Origin of the sequence: Marinococcus halophilus (genome assembly GCF_900166605.1) — a bacterium.
GTDB classification, from domain to species: domain Bacteria; phylum Bacillota; class Bacilli; order Bacillales; family Marinococcaceae; genus Marinococcus; species Marinococcus halophilus.
This window is the reverse complement of record NZ_FVZD01000006.1, coordinates 1,869,740-1,888,128: the sequence shown is the minus strand read 5'-3', so window position 1 is coordinate 1,888,128 and position 18,389 is coordinate 1,869,740. Positions and strand designations below refer to the sequence as shown.

22 protein-coding genes and 5 tRNA genes are annotated in these 18,389 nt (G+C 47.3%); 19 read left to right on the top strand and 8 right to left on the bottom strand.

Annotated elements, in window-relative coordinates; genetic code table 11:
• Positions 1–31 precede the first annotated feature (31 nt).
• From B5066_RS15655 to B5066_RS15565, 19 genes are all read left to right on the top strand, one after another.
• On the top strand, positions 32–679 hold the full coding sequence (locus tag B5066_RS15655; protein WP_079476826.1) for an NfeD family protein: 648 nt from the start codon (positions 32–34) through the stop codon (positions 677–679).
• 197 nt (positions 680–876) lie between these two features.
• On the top strand, positions 877–2,508 hold the full coding sequence (locus B5066_RS15650; protein WP_079476825.1) for a Na/Pi cotransporter family protein: 1,632 nt from the start codon (positions 877–879) through the stop codon (positions 2,506–2,508).
• A 95-nt stretch (positions 2,509–2,603) separates the two neighbouring features.
• The gene (locus tag B5066_RS15645; RefSeq protein ID WP_079476824.1) at positions 2,604–3,086 is read left to right on the top strand and encodes a DUF456 domain-containing protein; all 483 of its coding nucleotides are present in this window, start codon (positions 2,604–2,606) and stop codon (positions 3,084–3,086) included.
• Positions 3,087–3,163: 77 nt separating this feature from the next.
• Positions 3,164–3,238, top strand: a tRNA-Asn gene (locus B5066_RS15640).
• Position 3,239: 1 nt separating this feature from the next.
• A tRNA-Met gene (locus tag B5066_RS15635) sits at positions 3,240–3,316 on the top strand.
• A gap of 21 nt (positions 3,317–3,337) precedes the next feature.
• Positions 3,338–3,413: transfer RNA gene (locus B5066_RS15630), tRNA-His, on the top strand.
• A gap of 24 nt (positions 3,414–3,437) precedes the next feature.
• Positions 3,438–3,514: transfer RNA gene (locus tag B5066_RS15625), tRNA-Ile, on the top strand.
• 29 nt (positions 3,515–3,543) lie between these two features.
• Positions 3,544–3,636, top strand: a tRNA-Ser gene (locus B5066_RS15620).
• Between the two features lie 373 nt (positions 3,637–4,009).
• Positions 4,010–4,621, top strand: a complete 612-nt coding sequence (locus B5066_RS15615; protein WP_079476823.1) for a superoxide dismutase — start codon at positions 4,010–4,012, stop codon at positions 4,619–4,621.
• Between the two features lie 139 nt (positions 4,622–4,760).
• Positions 4,761–6,872: a peptidoglycan D,D-transpeptidase FtsI family protein gene (locus B5066_RS15610; RefSeq protein ID WP_079476822.1), complete on the top strand. Its 2,112-nt coding sequence runs from the start codon at positions 4,761–4,763 to the stop codon at positions 6,870–6,872.
• Between the two features lie 184 nt (positions 6,873–7,056).
• Positions 7,057–7,206 (top strand): 50S ribosomal protein L33, encoded by a 150-nt coding sequence (rpmG, locus tag B5066_RS15605; RefSeq protein WP_079476821.1) that lies wholly within the window; start codon positions 7,057–7,059, stop codon positions 7,204–7,206.
• Between the two features lie 85 nt (positions 7,207–7,291).
• Positions 7,292–7,855, top strand: a complete 564-nt coding sequence (locus tag B5066_RS15600; RefSeq protein ID WP_179124135.1) for a 5-formyltetrahydrofolate cyclo-ligase — start codon at positions 7,292–7,294, stop codon at positions 7,853–7,855.
• Complete coding sequence (locus B5066_RS15595) at positions 7,845–8,615, top strand: DUF92 domain-containing protein (RefSeq protein ID WP_079476819.1); 771 nt, start codon at positions 7,845–7,847, stop codon at positions 8,613–8,615. Before B5066_RS15600 ends, B5066_RS15595 begins: the two co-directional genes overlap by 11 nt.
• A 55-nt stretch (positions 8,616–8,670) precedes the next feature.
• Positions 8,671–9,426, top strand: a complete 756-nt coding sequence (locus tag B5066_RS15590; RefSeq protein ID WP_079476818.1) for an HAD family hydrolase — start codon at positions 8,671–8,673, stop codon at positions 9,424–9,426.
• Positions 9,419–10,600: a rhomboid family intramembrane serine protease gene (locus B5066_RS15585; protein ID WP_079476817.1), complete on the top strand. Its 1,182-nt coding sequence runs from the start codon at positions 9,419–9,421 to the stop codon at positions 10,598–10,600. Before B5066_RS15590 ends, B5066_RS15585 begins: the two co-directional genes overlap by 8 nt.
• Before the next feature lie 60 nt (positions 10,601–10,660).
• Entirely contained in the window at positions 10,661–10,861 is a 201-nt protein-coding gene (locus B5066_RS15580) for a YqgQ family protein (RefSeq protein WP_079476816.1), read from the top strand.
• A gap of 4 nt (positions 10,862–10,865) precedes the next feature.
• Positions 10,866–11,837, top strand: a complete 972-nt coding sequence (locus B5066_RS15575; RefSeq protein WP_079476815.1) for an ROK family glucokinase — start codon at positions 10,866–10,868, stop codon at positions 11,835–11,837.
• Positions 11,838–11,873: 36 nt separating this feature from the next.
• Positions 11,874–13,292 carry an aspartate ammonia-lyase gene (gene aspA, locus B5066_RS15570; protein ID WP_079476814.1) on the top strand — a complete coding sequence of 473 codons (1,419 nt, stop codon included), beginning with the start codon at positions 11,874–11,876 and terminating at the stop codon, positions 13,290–13,292.
• 8 nt (positions 13,293–13,300) lie between these two features.
• Positions 13,301–14,323 carry an MTH1187 family thiamine-binding protein gene (locus tag B5066_RS15565; RefSeq protein ID WP_079476813.1) on the top strand — a complete coding sequence of 341 codons (1,023 nt, stop codon included), beginning with the start codon at positions 13,301–13,303 and terminating at the stop codon, positions 14,321–14,323.
• A gap of 36 nt (positions 14,324–14,359) precedes the next feature.
• On the opposite strand, the gene B5066_RS16605 is transcribed toward B5066_RS15565, so the two are convergent.
• From B5066_RS16605 to comGA, 8 genes are all read right to left on the bottom strand, one after another.
• Positions 14,360–14,572 (bottom strand): hypothetical protein, encoded by a 213-nt coding sequence (locus B5066_RS16605; protein ID WP_143745451.1) that lies wholly within the window; start codon positions 14,570–14,572, stop codon positions 14,360–14,362.
• A 130-nt stretch (positions 14,573–14,702) separates the two neighbouring features.
• A complete protein-coding gene (locus tag B5066_RS15555) occupies positions 14,703–15,137 on the bottom strand; it encodes a ComGF family competence protein (protein WP_079476811.1) in 435 nt (144 codons plus the stop codon).
• Positions 15,118–15,447, bottom strand: coding sequence for a hypothetical protein (locus B5066_RS15550; RefSeq protein WP_079476810.1), 330 nt, complete (start codon positions 15,445–15,447; stop codon positions 15,118–15,120). Before B5066_RS15550 ends, B5066_RS15555 begins: the two co-directional genes overlap by 20 nt.
• Positions 15,428–15,880, bottom strand: coding sequence for a competence type IV pilus minor pilin ComGD (comGD, locus tag B5066_RS15545; RefSeq protein WP_079476809.1), 453 nt, complete (start codon positions 15,878–15,880; stop codon positions 15,428–15,430). Before comGD ends, B5066_RS15550 begins: the two co-directional genes overlap by 20 nt.
• Positions 15,880–16,179 (bottom strand): competence type IV pilus major pilin ComGC, encoded by a 300-nt coding sequence (comGC, locus tag B5066_RS15540; protein WP_079476808.1) that lies wholly within the window; start codon positions 16,177–16,179, stop codon positions 15,880–15,882. The genes comGD and comGC overlap by 1 nt, the downstream gene beginning before the upstream one ends.
• On the bottom strand, positions 16,172–16,324 hold the full coding sequence (locus B5066_RS16865) for a hypothetical protein (protein ID WP_158219063.1): 153 nt from the start codon (positions 16,322–16,324) through the stop codon (positions 16,172–16,174). The genes comGC and B5066_RS16865 overlap by 8 nt, the downstream gene beginning before the upstream one ends.
• A gap of 16 nt (positions 16,325–16,340) precedes the next feature.
• A complete protein-coding gene (comGB, locus tag B5066_RS15535; protein ID WP_079476807.1) occupies positions 16,341–17,381 on the bottom strand; it encodes a competence type IV pilus assembly protein ComGB in 1,041 nt (346 codons plus the stop codon).
• Positions 17,378–18,382 (bottom strand): competence type IV pilus ATPase ComGA, encoded by a 1,005-nt coding sequence (comGA, locus tag B5066_RS15530; protein WP_179124134.1) that lies wholly within the window; start codon positions 18,380–18,382, stop codon positions 17,378–17,380. The genes comGB and comGA overlap by 4 nt, the downstream gene beginning before the upstream one ends.
• Between the last annotated feature and the right edge of the window lie 7 nt (positions 18,383–18,389).

Below are 18,389 nucleotides of genomic sequence, written 5' to 3'. Positions count from 1 at the left end.
TATAAAAGCTTTGTGGAAGGGAGTATATACGATGGAATGGTTAGCGAACCCGAGTGTAGGATTTATTGTCGTTTTCCTTGGAACGATGTTTTTAATCTCCGAATTTCTGGTTAAGTCCAAAAGCTTATTTTTTATTCTGGGCACAGCCTTTATGGTCTTATTCTTTTCTTATCATCTTGAAGGGGCAGCCGGCATTTGGGTGCTGGTGCTGTATGCAGCGGGGCTTGGTCTGATTCTGCTTGACGGCAAGCTTATCGGAGATGGCACTGTCTCTATTGTAGGACTTCTGCTGATGGGGGTATCTATTGCAGTACCGACTCCTACCATTATTTACGGCGTACTCGTTATTTTCGGATTCCTGGCAGGAGCGATGGCAGCTATGTTTTTCCTGAAGGTTTTTCCGCGCCGGGATCTGTGGTCGAAGCTGATGCTTAAGGATAGTTTAACGAGCGATCTGGGCTACAATTCGATTAACCAGACGTACGGAGGGCTGGTCGGTAAAACGGGGACTACCGTTACTCCTTTCCGTCCGACTGGGACGATTGATATTGAGGGAGAACGTTACAGTGCGACAAGCGGCGATCAGTGGCTGAATGCCAACGAAGAAATTGAGGTAACCTCTGTGGACGGTACACGCATCCGGGTGAAGCGTCTCGATTCCGCAGTAAAAGAACAATAATTTCCATATAATAAAAGGTTGTAGATGAAAAAAGAGGAGGCTTTGGCTTGCTCTTTTTTTACGGCATAAAAACAAAAGTTAAATAACTTTGGAAAAAAGTAATATTTCCTTTACAAACCATTTAAATTACTTTAAAAATAGACTGGGTGCGGCAAAAAACTGCCAAAATTCATAAAGCGACTAAGGAGATGTAGAGTTTGGATATTCAAACGATTTTGTTTACTTTTTTTGGTGGTTTGGGAATATTCCTATTTGGAATTAAATACATGGGGGATGGCCTGCAGAAGATTGCCGGTGACAGGCTTCGGGACCTTCTGGATAAATTCACCTCCAACCCGTTTATGGGCGTGCTGGTCGGTATTATCGTAACTATACTTATTCAATCAAGTTCAGGAACTACAGTACTTACAGTCGGCCTTGTAAGCGCCGGCTTTATGACGCTGCGCCAGGCGATTGGCGTTATTATGGGGGCAAACGTCGGGACAACGGTGACGGCGTTTATTATTGGGATCAAACTCGAAGAATACGCTCTTCCAATTATATTTATTGGTACAGTACTGATCTTTTTCTTTAAAAACAAAAAAATAAACAACATAGGACAAACTTTTTTCGGCTTTGGGGCTCTGTTCTTTGGGCTCTCACTTATGGGGGACGGAGTAGCACCGCTTGAAGAACTGCCGGCGTTTAACGATTTAACGATAAGCATGAGTAATAACCCGCTTTTAGGGTTGCTGGTAGGGGTCATCTTTACCGTCGGGCTGCAGAGCTCTTCGGCGACCATTGGCCTTCTTCAGGAATTGTACACGCAAAATGCAATATCGCTGGAGGCTGCGCTTCCAATACTTTTTGGCGACAATATAGGTACGACTGTTACAGCGGTCATAGCAGCTATCGGCGCTTCCGTGGCAGCAAAGCGTACTGCGTTGACCCACGTCATCTTTAATCTGATCGGTGCAACAATTGTACTCATCCTGCTTGTGCCGTATACAGCATTTATCAGCTACCTGCAGGAAGCTCTTAACTTAAATGAGCCAATGACGATTGCGTTCGCCCACGGAATTTTTAACATTTCAAACATGATTATCCAGCTGCCTTTTGTGGGCGTTTTGGCGTACATCGTTACCAAGCTGGTTCCTGGAAGCGATGAAGAAATTGAATACAAACCGAAACACTTGGATCCGAGCTTTATTTATCAATCCCCGGCGATTGCTTTAGACCAGGCGAAGCTTGAAACGCTCCGAATGGCAGATTACGCTGGAAGAGGTCTTAAGAAAAGCGAAAGCTATCTGGATACGAAAAACAAAAAGGACGCCGAGAAGATTGTTCGGTATGAAGAAGCGATCAATAACCTTGATAAAGACATTACGGAATATTTGATCGGCATTTCCGCCCGGTCTTTGTCTAAAGAAAATTCGCGCAAACACTCTGTCGTAATGGATACTGTCCGCGACATCGAGCGGGTGGGCGACCATATGGAAAACGTCATGGAGCTTGTCGACTATCAGCTGTCCAATAAAGTGACGCTTTCAGAAGAAGCATATAAAGATTTACATGAAATGTTCACACTGACGATCAGCACATTCACCCGCGCCGTTGAAGCGCTTGAAAAGGATGACTATGAAATTGCCCAGCAGGTGGCAAAACAGGAAGAAGACATCGATAAGATGGAACGGAAGCTGCGTAAAAAACACATTCTCCGTTTGAATGAGGGGCGCTGTTCCGGGTCTGCCGGTATTGTATTTGTCGATATGATCAGTAATCTCGAACGTATCGGCGACCATTCGGTGAATATAGCCGAAACAGTACTAGATGATCGGGAAGTTTCATAAGAAGAGAAGGAGGGAGGACACCTCCTTCTTTTTTGTGGATGGTCCAAAGGGGAATAAGACTATAGGACAAAGTATATCTGTATAAGGAGGAAACTATGGAAATTATCTGGTATTTGCTTGGGTTCGCCTGCTACGTGCTGGCGCTTGTGGCAGTTATTTACCCGATTCTCCCGGGCGGGATATTTCATGCAGCTGCTGCTCTTTTGTTTGCACTCGGGTACGGGTTCACAGACATTGGCATTGCATACTGGATTATCCAGGCAGTGATCGCCGTGCTGTTGTTTGCCATTGATTACGTCGCTAACTATTATGGTATCCAGCGAAGCGGGGGAACGAAGTACGGCATCTGGGGAAGCCTGATCGGCCTGGTCGTCGGGCCGTTTATTATTCCGGTTGCTGGTATTCTGATTGGCGCACTTGCCGGAGCTGTCATCGGAGAATTAATTGGGGGCCAGAAGTCGTGGAAACAGCTTGGCAAAATTGGCGTTGGCTCTGTTGGGGGATTTATCGCAAGTGTTATTGTAAAGGGCGGTATATTGCTAGTGAACGCTATTTATATTATAATAATTCTTGTTTAAAAAATGCGAAAATCTGTTTGACGCTTTTTAAGGGAAATGATATAGTAATTACTGTCGTAAAAACGGCAGTAACACATTCCGCAGTAGCTCAGTGGTAGAGCAATCGGCTGTTAACCGATTGGTCGCAGGTTCGAATCCTGCCTGCGGAGCCATGGCGGCGTAGCTCAGCTGGCTAGAGCGTACGGTTCATACCCGTGAGGTCGGGGGTTCGATCCCCTCCGCCGCTACCAATACATTTACATAAGCATACGGCGGTTGTGGCGAAGTGGTTAACGCACCGGATTGTGGTTCCGGCATTCGTGGGTTCAATTCCCATCAACCGCCCCATTTTTTTGTCTGGATTACTCTTAGGGACCCTTAGCTCAGTTGGTTAGAGCAGACGGCTCATAACCGTCCGGTCGTAGGTTCGAGTCCTACAGGGTCCACCACTTTAAAAACAGTGGATGAATATTCTTATGGAGGAATACCCAAGTACGGCTGAAGGGGACGGTCTCGAAAACCGTTAGGAGCTTTACGGCTCGCGAGGGTTCGAATCCCTCTTCCTCCGCCATTATTAAACTATGATTATAAACACAAACGGACTTAATATAGACATCCATTAAACTTTTTCGGCAAAGCCGGGGAAGTTTTTTTGTTTGAAAGCCAGGTTGGCCCGGAAAAGGGACGGTCGTGTATGCAGACATTTTTAAGCTTTTGATTTTCTGATTCTTAGCAAACACTGCCGAATTTTTTATGTTTAAAGAAAAAGCAGAAGGGAATAATCAACCGTGGCAGGCTTTCTAGTTTGAATTAGCCAGAAAGCTGATTTGAAAAATAAGTATTGTTTTGGTAAAGTGAAAGTAGACTAAGTGTAATTTTGTATACTAAATTATTGCATAGTCACTTTGTACAAATCACCAGAACTTTCAAGGAGGGCATTTTGTATGAGTACACATCAACTACCAGATCTACCTTATGCACCAAACGCATTAGAGCCTCATATCGATGAGCAGACAATGAACATTCACCACGATAAACACCACAACACGTATGTAACAAAATTAAATTCAGCCTTGGAAAACCACAGCGATCTTCAAAACAAAAGCGTTGATGAACTGATCAGCGATTTGAACGCTGTACCTGAAGATATCCGTACCGCAGTAAGAAACAACGGCGGCGGCCATTCCAACCACTCCATTTTCTGGAAGCTTCTCAGCCCGAACGGCGGTGGAGAACCAACAGGCGAAGTGGCAGATGCCATTAAGAGCAAGTGGGGGAGCTTTGACAAATTTAAAGAAGAATTCGGCGCAACGGCTACCGGCCGTTTTGGCTCCGGTTGGGCATGGCTCGTCTTAAACAACGGTGAGCTTGAACTTATGGATACGCTCAACCAGGACTCCCCAGTTATGGAAGGGAAAACTCCTCTTCTCGGCCTGGACGTTTGGGAGCACGCTTATTACCTGAAATATCAAAACCGTCGCCCGGATTACGTAGCAGCATTCTGGAATGTTGTGAACTGGGACGAAGTTGAAAAGAATTATCAGGAAGCAAAATAATATTTCTGCAGAATCCGTTCCCCTTTTCGGGAGCGGATTTTTTGTTTTGGCAGAAAGCAGAAGTTCGGCAGCAGCCTCTTTCTGTGCTATAATTAATAAGTGATCAGCAAACATATATACATTAAGAGAGGGATTGCGTGTGGCTTCTGGAAAAAATAAAAAACCTACCATTCCTTTTCGGCTGAACGTTCTTTTTTTCGCCGTTTTTATATTATTTTCTATATTGATTTTGCGGCTTGGGTACGTACAGATCGTTGAAGGTGATACATATGAAGAAGACGTAAATGAGACAGCATCCACTTCTGCAAGCCGCGTTGATGCCCCGCGAGGGATCATGTACGACCGAAATGGCACAGAGCTGGTGGGCAACAACCTTATTCTGACATTAACGTACACGAACCAGAGAAGCTACGAGGACGACGAACGTATTCAGACAGCTGAAGAGCTGGCTGAGCTGATTGAGTTTGATGAAGAAGAAACAGATCGCGATAGCATGCCCGAAAGAAATTTGCAGGATTACTGGCTTTTGACACGGGAAAATGAAGCGGATAAACTCGTTTCGGATAAAGAAGAGCAGCGGCTGATGGAAAACGGTAAAGATCCGTATGAAGTTCAGCTTGACCGGATTACAGACGAACAATTAAATGACATCAGTGACGAAGAACTGGAAGTGGTGGCCATCTGGAGTGAAATGATTTCTGGCTACTACGACTCTCCGCAGCGTGTGAAACGGGATTTAACAGAGGGAGAAGCCACTGCTATTAGTGCCCGCCTCGATGAACTGGAGGGCGTGGATGTAACAAGAGACTTCAGGCGCGACTATCAGTACACAAAGGCGTTTCAAAGTCTGTATGGAAATGTAGGATCGATTCCTCAAGAAACGGTGTCTGAGTTTCTGGCCAAAGGATACCAGCGTTCCGATGAAGTAGGCCAGAGCTTTCTCGAAGAACATTATGAAGATACACTGAGAGGCAAAAAAGGAACCGTCAGTGGTGAAGACGATGAAGCAGAGGAAACGAGTAACGGAAGCCGCGGCAATGACCTGGTGCTGTCGATTGACATGGATCTGCAGCGGGAAGTACAGACGATAATTGACGATCAGATGGGGCAGTCAGAGGGCTCATTTCCAAACGATCAGCAGGCGTACGTGACTGCGATCGACCCGAATACTGGAGAGATACTTGCCATGAATGGCTACGATGACCAGCTCGGGAATGTAACGAACACGTATGAGATGGGTTCCACGATCAAGCCGGCGACAGGTATGATTGGTCTCCAGGAGGAAGTCATTACGGAAGACACGAAAATCAACGACAGGCCGATTGATCTTCCTGGTCCAGGGGGAGAAGTCAGCTCTTCTCATGAAATCGGCACGATAGATGTTGTCGGTGCTATTCAAGAATCTTCCAACGTGTTTATGTCTGAAATTGCAATGCGGCTGATGGATTACGAGTATGGAAGTAACGATGGTTTCAACAATCAAAAAGTGGACGAAGCATATGCGACGATGAGAGACTACTATCACCAGTTTGGCCTCGGGGTGGAGACAAGTGTCGATCTTCCATCAGAAGCTACCGGTTTAAATGCTGGTACACAGGTGCCAGGCAGCTTGTTATTTTTCTCCTTCGGCCAGCTTGATACGTACACGCCGCTGCAGCTGGCGCAGTATTCTGCGACTATTGCTTCGGACGGAAAACGGATGGAGCCGCACCTGGTAAAAGAAATTCGTGAACCTAACCGTAATACCGACGAGATGGGAGCAGTGCTCCACCAGTTTGAACCGAACATGCTGAACCAAGTTAATATTGACAAAGAATACTTTGATATCGCCCAGGAGGGCATGTATGACGTGGTAAACACCGAGCTTGGCACAGCGGACAGCTATTTTACCGATGTAAATATGGAAGTTGCTGGGAAAACTGGTACGGCTGAGCGCAGTGTGCGCAGGGAAAGCGATAATGAAGTAGTAGATGTTAACAACCAGACCTTTATTGCCTACGGGCCGTATGAAGACCCGGAGATTGCGATTGCGGTAGTTGTTCCTAATACTTATTCAAGTGATGAGGGCGGACGATCGGGTATTGCCAACAGCATTGCTGCCGATACGATGCAGGCCTATGAAAATCTTAAAGAAGAGCGCCCGGGGGCCGGCAGTGGTGAAGGTGACGCTGAAGAAGAAAACGGAGAAGAGAATGCGGAAGGCGAAGAAAATGCAGAGGGCGATGAATCATCCGCGGACGAAGAACAGTAATCCTTTGGGAACAACAGCCGGAGGCTGAGCCTCACATTAATACCGTGTTTGCCTGATTTGCCGCTTTTAAGAAAAATCTTCTTAACTTTCCTTGGAAAAACTAACACCACAGACTTGAAGCACAAATAGGAATCTGATAATATTACTAAGTATGAAAAATGTACGAAAGTAGGGAGGGAATCACATGCGTGTACAAATAACGCTTGCCTGCACAGAGACTGGTGACCGTAATTACATTACCAGCAAAAATAAACGCACGAACCCTGAGCGTATTGAATTGAACAAATATTCTCCTCGTTTAGGAAAGCACACTCTTCATCGCGAAACGAAATAAGCAGCAGGAGATTACATCTCCCAGCTGCTTTTTCTTTTGTCTTAAAGCAACGTATAAGGAAAAATAACGTGGAAGGGGGATGCAATTGAATAAACATAGGCTCCGCCAGCAGATAAACAGCTCGTACCAGGCCCTTTCCGGAAGCGAGCGTCTGAAGGCGGAAAAGAAAATTTACGAATATTTATTTCAATGGGACGGCTGGAAACAGGCGGATACGATCGCGGTAACGGTATCACTTAAAAATGAAATAAACACCGGACCGATCATTGAAACTGGCTGGCAGCAAGGAAAGCGGATATGTGTACCTAAAATAGATCCCGAACAGCGTGGAATGGAATTTTATGAAATTCAGAATTTCGGTGAGCTTGAACGCTCGATCGGCCAGATATACGAGCCTAAAAAAAGCGTCTGTGCCCTCGTTCCTCCGGAGCAGCTTGACCTTATTCTTGTGCCTGGTCTAGTGTTTAATAAGGAAGGCTATCGTATTGGATTTGGAGGCGGGTACTATGACCGTTTTCTAAACCGGGCGGATTTTTCCACGGCTGCCCTGATTCATACTTTTCAGCTTCAGGAGCATATTCCGGTAGAAGCGCACGATGTGCCGGTACAGACTCTGATCAGCAGTGACGGGCTTCTTCATGTGGGGTGAAACAGCACTGGGTCTACTGTTCGCGCTGTTTTTACTCACCATTTGGCAAAAACGATCCCTAACGCTTTTCGGTACGATGTCAGCAGGGGTGCTTGGTACGCTTATCTACGTATGGACAAGTTGGCCGGGAACAGCGGCCCTGCTTATTTTTTTTATTAGTTCGACAGCCCTCTCACGCTTGAAAAGGCAGGAAAAGGCCCAGCGGGACAGCTGGCAGGTATGGGCAAATGGGGGGCCGATGCTTTTATTTGCCGCCTTATACAGCGCAGTTCCGTGGGAGGGATTTTTGGCTGCTGCTGTTGGGGCAGTGGCGGCATCGAATGCGGATACGTGGGCTTCAGAGATCGGCCGGCGCTTCGGAGGCCGCCCCTTTCATATTCGCAGTCGAAAACAAACAGAAAATGGATGGTCCGGAGCGGTTTCAACAGTTGGAACACTGGGTGCCTGCGGGGGCGCCGCCCTTATAGGAGGGGCCGTCTTTTACTTATCTGAAGAGCTTGGGATGTTTATGCTTGTTTCCGTGTGTATCGCAGGAGCAGGAGGCTGCTTTATAGACACGTTTCTCGGAGCGTACGCAGAGCGGATAAACTGGTGCAGTGAATGTAAGTCTTACACAGAAGCAGAGGTTCATCACGGCAGAAAAACCATTTATGCTTCGGGCGTTTCATGGATGACCAATAACGCTGTGAATGCGCTAAGCTCTTTTGGCGGCGGGATGATAGTTACAGCATTGTACGCTGCCCTTCTTTTTTCCTTTTGATTTCGCCTTTTGCGGGAGGTTGCTATAATGGAAGGAAGAAAGGTGGCACAAGTACATGCGCTGGACAACAATTTGTTTCGATCTGGACAACACCCTTTATGATCACGAAAAAGCTTTTCAGAAAACAATCAAGGCTGTGTTTGTCTCCATCAGAAAGCAATTAAATAGCGAAGCCCCGTTTGTTCATGAAGACAGATGGTTCGAAGTGTTTAAATATCACTGCGATTTGTTTTGGCAGGAATACGAGGAAGGTAGTCTTACTCAGGAGCAGTACCGGATCAAGCGGTATGAAGAAACCATGCATGTGTTCGGACTTCCGAGTTCGGCCCGCGAAGCACTTAGCTTTCATCAGGAATACGAGCAGCGTCTGCCCGAATTCAGCGAACTATACGAGAGCGTGCCTGATTTGTTGGAATCGCTCACAAAAAGCAACGTGCGCCTGGGGGTTATTACCAATGGGTCGGAGGAGCTCCAAAAAGAAAAGTTTTATCAGCTCGAGCTTGACCGCTGGATAGATCGCAGGCATCTTTTTATTTCGGAAACGGCTGAAGCCCCGAAGCCGAAGGCGGCCATTTTTGACGAAGCGCTGCAGCATTTGGGCAGCCGCAGAGAACAGGCGCTGTTTGTCGGAGACTCCTGGGACCATGATGTAAAGGGAGCGGAAAATGCAGGGTGGGAAGCCTTTTATGTAAACACCCGGGGGGAAGAAAACGATCATTCGTCGAAGACAGTAAGAAAGTTTAGCGATTTTAACAAAGCAGCCCTGTATTTAAAAGAAATAGCGGAAGAAGGACGGCGTTTGGATGTCTAAACGGGAAACGCACCAGTTTTGGAAATTTACAGAGCAGCTCATGGAAGAAGAATCGTTCCGCCTGATTGATGTCGGGCCCGACCGAAAACGTATATGGCTTCAGGGGGACGTGAACGGGCAGCCGTGGGTGGTACGCATGGCGCGCGTAGAATATGAACGCCTTGAACGGTTAGAAGAGGACAGGAGAGAGGCTGAAAAAAGCTTTCACGGCTGGAAGCGCAGGCTTGCCTTAAGGAAAGCAAAATTTGCCAATGTCTATATTACTTCGTATCCGCCCGCTGATATGGAAGCGCCAATGGAGAGCGGAGAACATGAAGCCTATTCCTTTTTGTTCGCCGACGACAATGGACGCGGCATAGCGGATCCGCCTTCGGCCGTCAGTACGTATTTAAAGACTAATGAATGGATATGGGGAGAGCTCGAAGAAGAGCTTGATCCCGAAGAGCATGAACAAAGAGCCTCTTTTTACCGCCGGCAGGCAGAGAACAAACAGCGGGAGCTTGAACAGCAGGATATGTCCTTTTTTTCCAGTGGAAAGCCAATTGTCACTTACACTGTGCTGGCATTACTGGCTGCGATTTTTTTAGTGCTGGAACGCGCTGGCAGCAGCATGAATATCAACACCCTTATTGAGCTGGGGGCGAAGTACAATCCGGGTATTGTCGAAGGAGAATGGTGGCGGCTGGTTACTGCTATGTTTCTTCATATTGGTTTTCTGCACTTATTTATGAATAGTCTGGCCCTGTTTTTTATTGGCGGTATCACAGAACGTATTTACGGCACAGGGCGGTTTATTATTATTTATTTTGCTGCTGGTGTATTCGCCTCGACGGTCAGCTTTGCTATGAACGAACAAGTCTCGGCAGGAGCAAGCGGAGCCATTTTTGGCTGTTTTGGCGCTCTTTTATATCTGGGACTGGCCCATCAGCGCCTGTTTTTCCGTACGCTTGGCATGAATGTGCTTGTGATTCTCGGCATCAACCTGGCATTTGGATTTACCGTACAGGCAGTAGATAACGGGGCGCATATCGGTGGTCTTATTGGCGGGTTCATTGCTTCTGTGTTTGTGCACCTGCCGGGTCACCGCTGGCAGTTTGTGCGTATAGGAGCATTTGTGATGTTTATTTTAGCATTCGCCACCTTTTTCGCTATCGGCATGTACCGGTGGAGCTGAACAAAATACGTAGTAGAAAATTGCCTTTCGCTTGCTATAATGAAAGGAAGCAGGATAACGATGGAATCCATGACAGAAATCCGGACGTGGCTTCGTACGGTCGGAGCCTTCATTTATACAAAAAATCGTTTGATGGACTTAGATTTAATGGAAGAAGAAATCAAGGAAGCGTATCGTAACGGTCTTTTGGATGTCAGAATGTATCAGACTGCTTTATTGACGATAAAAAGAGAACGACGAATCGAGCAGGAAAAGGGGTAAACAAATGGCTGGAAAATATGTAATAGGAATCGATATCGGCGGCACTGCAGTGAAGATGGCTCTGTTCGATCAAAACGGCGGCATGGACCACAAATGGAGTATCAAGACGAGTAAGGAAGAAAACGGAAAATACGTGCTCGATGAAATAGCCGCATCCATTCAGCATGAGCTTCAAGAAAAGCACATCCCGTTGACGGAAGTCGCCGGCGCCGGCGCGGGGCTTCCGGGGTTTATTGACATAGAAAAAGGTATTATTGAATTTGCAACAAACATAGGCTGGAAAGACTATCCGGTCGCACGTATTCTTGAAGATAAGCTTGGATTCCCCGTAGCGCTCGACAACGATGCCAACCTGGCAGCCGCAGGGGAATATTGGAAAGGCGCCGGCACAGACGTCCGGAACATGATTTTTATTACCCTCGGTACGGGCGTTGGCGCGGGCATTGTGCTTAATGGGAATTTGGTGAACGGCAAAGACAACATGGCTGGGGAAGTTGGCCATGTGACCGTCAAACCAGAGGGAGGCCGGCTTTGTAACTGCGGGAAGCGTGGCTGCCTGGAAACTATCTCATCAGCCACGGGCATGGTCCGGGGGGCTCTGGAGCATATAGACGAAGCAGAGGGCTCTCCGATTTATGATGTGCATCAGCGCGGAGAAGAAATTACCACCAAGGACTTGTTCGCGTACGCGACATCCGCGGACCCTTATTGTGCCGGCGTGATTGATCATGCTATGTATTATTTAGGGCTTGCCGTCGGCAATATTGCCAACACCCTGAACCCCGAGCGGATCGTGATTGGAGGCGGGGTGGCAGCTGCCGGTGACGATTTACTGCATACGCTTCGTGCTCATTTTGATGTTTTCGCGCTCGACAAAGTAAAAAAAGGAACAAATTTTGTCATTGCGGACCTCGGGAACGACGCTGGCGTAGCGGGAGCCGCGTGGCTGGCGAAACAACATTACATGAACGACTGAGACAGAAAAAACGATTGTTAAAAAGGGGCTAAAAACATGGAAAACTACCGTGTGGAACGTGACTTTTTAGGAGAAAAGAGAGTGCCTAAAGACGCTTATTACGGCATCCAGACGCTCAGGGCAAAAGAAAATTTTCCAATAACCGGGTACCCGCCGCACACGGAATTAATTAAAGGGTTTGGGTACGTTAAAAAAGCTGCGGCCACGGCGAATACAGAAGTCGGTTTTTTAAATGAATCAATTGCCGAGGCGATCATCGAAGCAGCAGATGAGGTCATTGAAGGCAAATTTGATGATCAATTTATCGTGGACTCTATTCAGGGCGGAGCAGGTACTTCCTTTAATATGAATGCAAACGAAGTCATCGCCAACCGAGCCATTGAAATACTCGGAGGCGAGAAAGGGGATTACCTGCGGGTCAGCCCGAACACTCACGTAAATATGGCCCAATCCACCAATGATTCCTTTCCGACCGCTATTCATATTTCAGCACTGCGCCTTTCCAGGGGTCTTGTAACTGCGCTTGATAACTTAATCGAGGCGATGGGTGAGAAAGAAGAAGAGTTTGACAATGTGATTAAAATGGGACGAACACATCTGCAGGACGCAGTGCCTATCCGCCTCGGCCAGGAGTTCGGAGCCTACCGCAGGGTGCTTACAAGAGATCTGCGGCGAATTAAGCGTTCAGTGGATCATTTGTATGAAATTAACCTTGGGGCGACAGCTGTCGGTACAGGGCTTAATGCTATGCCTGAATATATCGGGCGTGTAGCAGAGATTCTTGCCGAGCATACTGGGATGCCTTTTTACAGCGCCACCGATCTGGTGGATGCAACGCAGAATACGGATTCCTACACTGAATTATCTGCGGCACTTAAAGTACATGCCATTAACCTTTCCAAAATGGCGAATGATCTCCGCCTGATGAGCTCTGGCCCGAGGACCGGCTTAAATGAAATCAACCTTCCTTCCCGACAGCCGGGGTCCTCAATTATGCCAGGAAAAGTGAACCCGGTAATGTGCGAATTAATTAACCAGATTTCTTTTCAGGTGATTGGGAACGATCATACAATCAGCCATGCCTCGGAAGCGGGCCAGCTTGAATTGAACGTAATGGAACCGGTCCTCGTATTTAATCTGCTTCAGTCGCTGTCTGTGCTACAGAATGGCTTAAAGGTGTTTCAGGAATACACGATTGAAGGCATTACAGCCAACATTGACCACTGCCGAAACATGGTGGAGCGGAGCGTAGGCATTATTACAGCTATTAACCCGCATGTTGGGTACGAAACAGCAGCCCGCATCGCAAGAGAAGCCATCGAGACCGATCAGAGCGTACGCTCCATCTGCATCGAGCGGGGAATATTGTCGGAAGAAGAGCTTGATGAAATTCTGGATGCCAAAGAAATGACCAAGCCGGGGATCGCCGGTTCTAGATTCATGTACGGCGAGTAAAGGGCGGGATGAAAATCCGCGGGCTTTCTTGTCAGCATGGAGTGCTTTTCTTTGGAGCCTCCTCTATCAGCAGAGCTTATATTGACAGGGAAGGAAAGATCCACAATGAGCTGCTTCCGCTTTCCCTGCGGTCTTACTTAAAGGTAATGACAGCAGTTGCAAGTGCCATGCCTGGGTGGTACAAGCTTGCAGCTGCGGCGTGGTTCACAGCCGCAGCCTTTCAACTGCTTCCGTTTTATACATTTCTGCTGTTTGCCATGGGAACACATTTTATTTTTCCGGAACAGCTTAAAAAGTTTCACGGGGCGGAACACAAAATTTTCAGCTTTTCGGGGGTCCCGCGAAAAAGCTCCTGGAGAAGAATCAAGCTTGCTTCAATTACAAATCCCCAATGCTCCACCAATATTGTGTTTATATACTTCATTTTGTTTCTTGTTATGGCGTCTCCGGTTTACATTGTTTCTTCTCCGGGAAATGTTTTTATAGCTGTCAGTGCCTATATATCACTGCCAATGGCTTTTGCGGCAGAAAAAGTGCTTCAACGGCACTTTGCAGGCAGCAGAAAAACATGGCTGAAGCCTTCGTATTGGCTTCAACGAAACATTACTTGTTCGGTGCCGGAGAAAGTACATGTTCAAACCGCAATTACGGCTTTTCGCACGCTGGCTGAACATGAATTTCCACACCGGCTCCGACGAAAACGAAAGGAGCAGTTATCTATGGCAATTGTTGATGTGACAGTCTCTCCTATAGACAAACAGGGGACTGGGATGTCGGACACCGTGGCAAAAATTCAGGACGTGCTCGAAAAGCATAACGATAAAATCGATATTGAAATGACACCGATGAGTACCCTTCTCGAAGGAAATATTGATGATCTGCTTCAGGCAGTCAGAGAGATACACGAGATCCCATTTCAGGAAGGCTACCAGCGGGTGTCAACAAATATCCGTATTGATGACCGCCGGGACGCAGAAGGAAAGCAAATGAAAAAGAAAATGGAGTCCGTGCAGAACGCAAGAAAACAATAGCACGAGAGTAAAGCCGGCAGAATTATTCTGCCGGCTTTACTTATGCTCTGTACGGAAGCGGGCTTCATAAATAGAAGATTTCCATTCTGTTGGGTAAACCACCTGTTTGGAAAACCCCATACGGTGGCGGGCCGTGAATTTAGTTTCGCCATGCCTGCTTTCTTCCCACTCCACGCTCCCCTCGGGCATGGAGAGGAGGCCGGCTTCGGAAGGAGCTTCAATATAAATATTTTCAGCATTCCGTATCATCCATTTCACATCCTGGGAGCCGAACTCTTCATTCTGCTGAAGCAGCTGAAGCTTTAAAAGCCCCGCAGCCAGTATCATGAATAAAAAGACAAACAGAAGAAAGAAGATGGTGGAAGGAAGGATAAAGCCTTCACGCAGTGCGGAGTTTCTCTTTGGCTGTATGGTAGGAAAGAAAGGTGCGGATCGGCTGTCCATTATTTAATATCACCTCCACATCTGCGCCGTAATCCCCGGCCTCAACAAAAAAAGCAGAGGCTCCCTGAAGCATAATTTCAAACCCTTCATTATCTACTCGGCGTATCACCCGGCCTTCTGACATGAAATATTCGTACGTGTTTTCATGGGCTTCAATGTAGAATCGCTGTTCTTCATACGTTAGTGTGTGAGCGGTCTGCATATCCTCTTCCATTTGCTGAACAAATAAACGCGCTTCAGTATCAGGCGCAGGGACGTCGGTTAAAAGCAGGCTGCTGAATTTTGCGGCGGCGAGAGCCCAGAGGCTGAACAGTATAAGCGTAATAATCATCTCAGGAAGCGTGATGCCTTTATTGTTTCGGAAGTACATAGACACACTGCTCGTTTCTCGTGTCTTCGATGGAAGTACACACGTTATAGCCTTTTTTGTGTACCTTAATATGAACATGGATTTTTCCTTTCGTATAGGCAGCGGGGGCGACAGCAGCAGAAGCAGACTGGTGAATACGCCCTGCTTCCTTTTCCATCACGTACAGCTGCTCGTAATACAGCTGCTGGCTGCCCCAGGTCTTGTAAGTCTGATGAAGCAGGGGAAGTGTAAGTAAAAACACAGCAAATAGAAGTGAGAGAGCGCTGACGGCTTCGATCAAGGTAAAGCCATTACGGGGATTTCTCAACACGAAGCCGCCCCCTTCCGATTTGAAAGATAAAACGGTACGACTGGGACGGGCCGTGGAGAATTATGGTCCCTGGTTTTTTAATAGCGCCATTTCCATTATAGGATATCTCTTCGAAGAAAATCTTGGAGGTGGTAGGCGAAAAAAATCCTTCGGGGATGGTCCGGTGGATGTAGAGTTTGTTGCGGTCGTTGCCTCTAAGAATATAATAGTTCTCCTCCTGTTTCCACTCCATGCGGGTGGAGGTGTTATAGGAGTACGCATAGTGCTGGCTGTAAACGAGGTCCGCCTCCAGCTGCTTGACGAAATGATCTTCACGTGCATTCTCGTATGCTGACGAGAAATGAATAAACGGCACGGCAGCAAGTACGCTGAAAATAAGCAGTACTGCGATAGCTTCCGGGAAGGTATAGCCCCGTGAACAGAAAAAAGACATCAGGATCCTTTACTTACAGCTCCGTTACTGTAAACGAGCGGGGTATTGTCCGGGCAGGTAATAGTTTCTACATAATCAGCCTCCACAAGGTCCTGCAGGGAAGAGGGTTCACTGCCATACTCCACTTCGTATGCTGCGGCCTGGGTTTCTAAAAGCTGAATAGTGGCATCGCATCCTTTAGACTGGGCAACCTGATTGTTTGTACCGATATTTGGGATCGCAATTAAAAGAAGCACGGTAATAATAAGCAGCACAATCAGCATTTCCACCATGGTGAAACCTTTACTGTCTTTAAACATAGTTTTTTTCCTTTCTAGAGGCCCGGGATTGGCGAAGCAGCTGGAGTAAAGAAGCGATGTCTTCTTCTTTATGGTTTTCAAGATCCGTCAAGCGTTTTTCAAGAACCAAAAGTCGTTCAAAAAAATAATCGTGAGGTATTTGCATAAATAGTCGCTCCTTTTTATTGTATAGAAGTAATCATGTGGTACATAGGCAAAAATACGGCAGCAAAAAGACTTAAAATTAGAATGCCGACGGAAAAGAAAAGAATAGGCTGGGCGGCCATGGTCAACCGCTGGATGCTCGTTTCGAGTTTATGCTGCGTTTGGCTGCTGTATTGTACAAGCACCTTGCCAAGAGATCCAGTGGACTGCCCGTATTGAACCGCCTGCCTAAGGCTTTCGAGATACCAGGGAGGCCGGAACGTTTCTGCCAGAGGAGTCCCGGAAGTAAGCAATTGCTCGAGGCGCCCTCCTTCTTCCTGAAACAACGGAGAGTGTGCCTGATTTTTTAAGACAAGACAGCTTTCGGCAAGAGAGAGGCCATTTAATAGTAGGTAGCCGAACTGCTCGGCAAAAGAGGAGGTAGTCCTCATAGCAATAAAAGGGCGGAGAAACGGCACCCTTGACCAAAAAAGAATCCGTGTAGAAGCAGGCTTTGGCCGGACAGCAAAAGCGTAAAACAGCCCGAACCCCGCCAGCAGAATAAAAATGGATACAAAAAATACAGGGGCAAAGGAAATCATTTTCATCATCATTCTGGTATAAAAGGGGAGGTCCATGCTCAGCTGTTCAAACAGCTCGAGAAACTGGGGGAAAAGATAGCGCACAAAAACATAAGCGAGAACAATCAGGAGCCACAGAAGAAACATTGGATAATACAAAACTTTACGAAAGCTGCTCCATGCTTCCAGCCGGTTCATAAAATGGCTGCCTGCTGCAGCTAATCCTTCGGAAAGACGTCCGGACTGTTCTGCAAAATAAACAAAAGCAGCAATGTCGGAGGGGAAATGGTGGTCAAGTAAAAGCTGATGCAGTTCCCGGCCGCTTCGAAGGTGTCTTCGTATGCTTCGAAGAGAGTCAGTGACGAAAGCAGGCTGTTCCCAGGAAAGCATTTGAATGGATTGATCCAGATGATAGCCGCTGCCAAGCAGTTCACCTAGCTGCTGAAGAAACAGTGCTTTCGCTTCCGGCTTCCAGTTCTTTTTTGACAGCCGGCTCATAAAGGAGCCTCTGAAAAGGTTTCTTTACCAAATAAGCCGAGCGCGTATCCTCGTTTCAACTGGTCATTCATTCGGGAGAAATCGAGTGGTTGATCGGAATGAAGCATGGAATGAATATCTGGACGTGTGGAAAAATCAAATAACGCTAGTCGCCTGGGAGCGGAAAGAGAAGAAGTGGAAACGAGCCGTTGGTGGGCGATGAAGGTAATAGTTTCAAACAAATCTGTTTTTGAGAGCCCAAGGTCGAGCAATCTGCGGAGCACCCCGAACGTACTGCCGGCATGCAGAGTAGTGAGCACCAGATGGCCGGTGAGCGCCGCCCGCAGTGCCAGATGTGCTGTTTCCCCGTCCCGGATCTCCCCTATCATAATTACATCCGGGTCATGCCGCATGGAAGCTTTCAGCAGAGAAGCATAGGTCAGGCCGGCTTTATCATTGACTTCGGTTTGGATGCAGCCGGGAAGACGAAGTTCGACAGGGTCTTCGATCGTGATGATACGCTGTGGCTGGGTGGAAAGCAGATGTTCAAGCATAGCGTAAAGAGTAGTAGATTTTCCCGAGCCTGTGGCACCGGTTAAAAGAACCAGCCCTTTACGGGAAGCAAGCACGTTTTCGAATGAGCGGGTAGTGTGGGAAGTTAAAAACAGCTGTGGAAAGGTATAGTGAAAGGTTTGCGGAAGCAGCCGGATAGAAAAGCTTTCCATACGTTCTGAAGGCATGGTAGAAAGGCGAAGGTGTACTGGAGGATGAAGCGAGCGGTACGTAAGAGAGCCGTCCTGCGGACGTCTTCGTTCACCGATATCCATACCGGCTCTGAATTTCAAATGGGTAATGAGCCTGTGTGCGAAAGCCGCTGAATAAGTGTCTGAAAGCTCGAGACGTCCGTGAATACGAAAATATAGAGAAGCTTCTGCATAAGACGGCAGCAGATGAATATCCGATGCCCCTGCAGCTATTGCCTGCTGCACCAACTGCCGTGTAAACGATTCGATATTGGTCAAGGCCTCA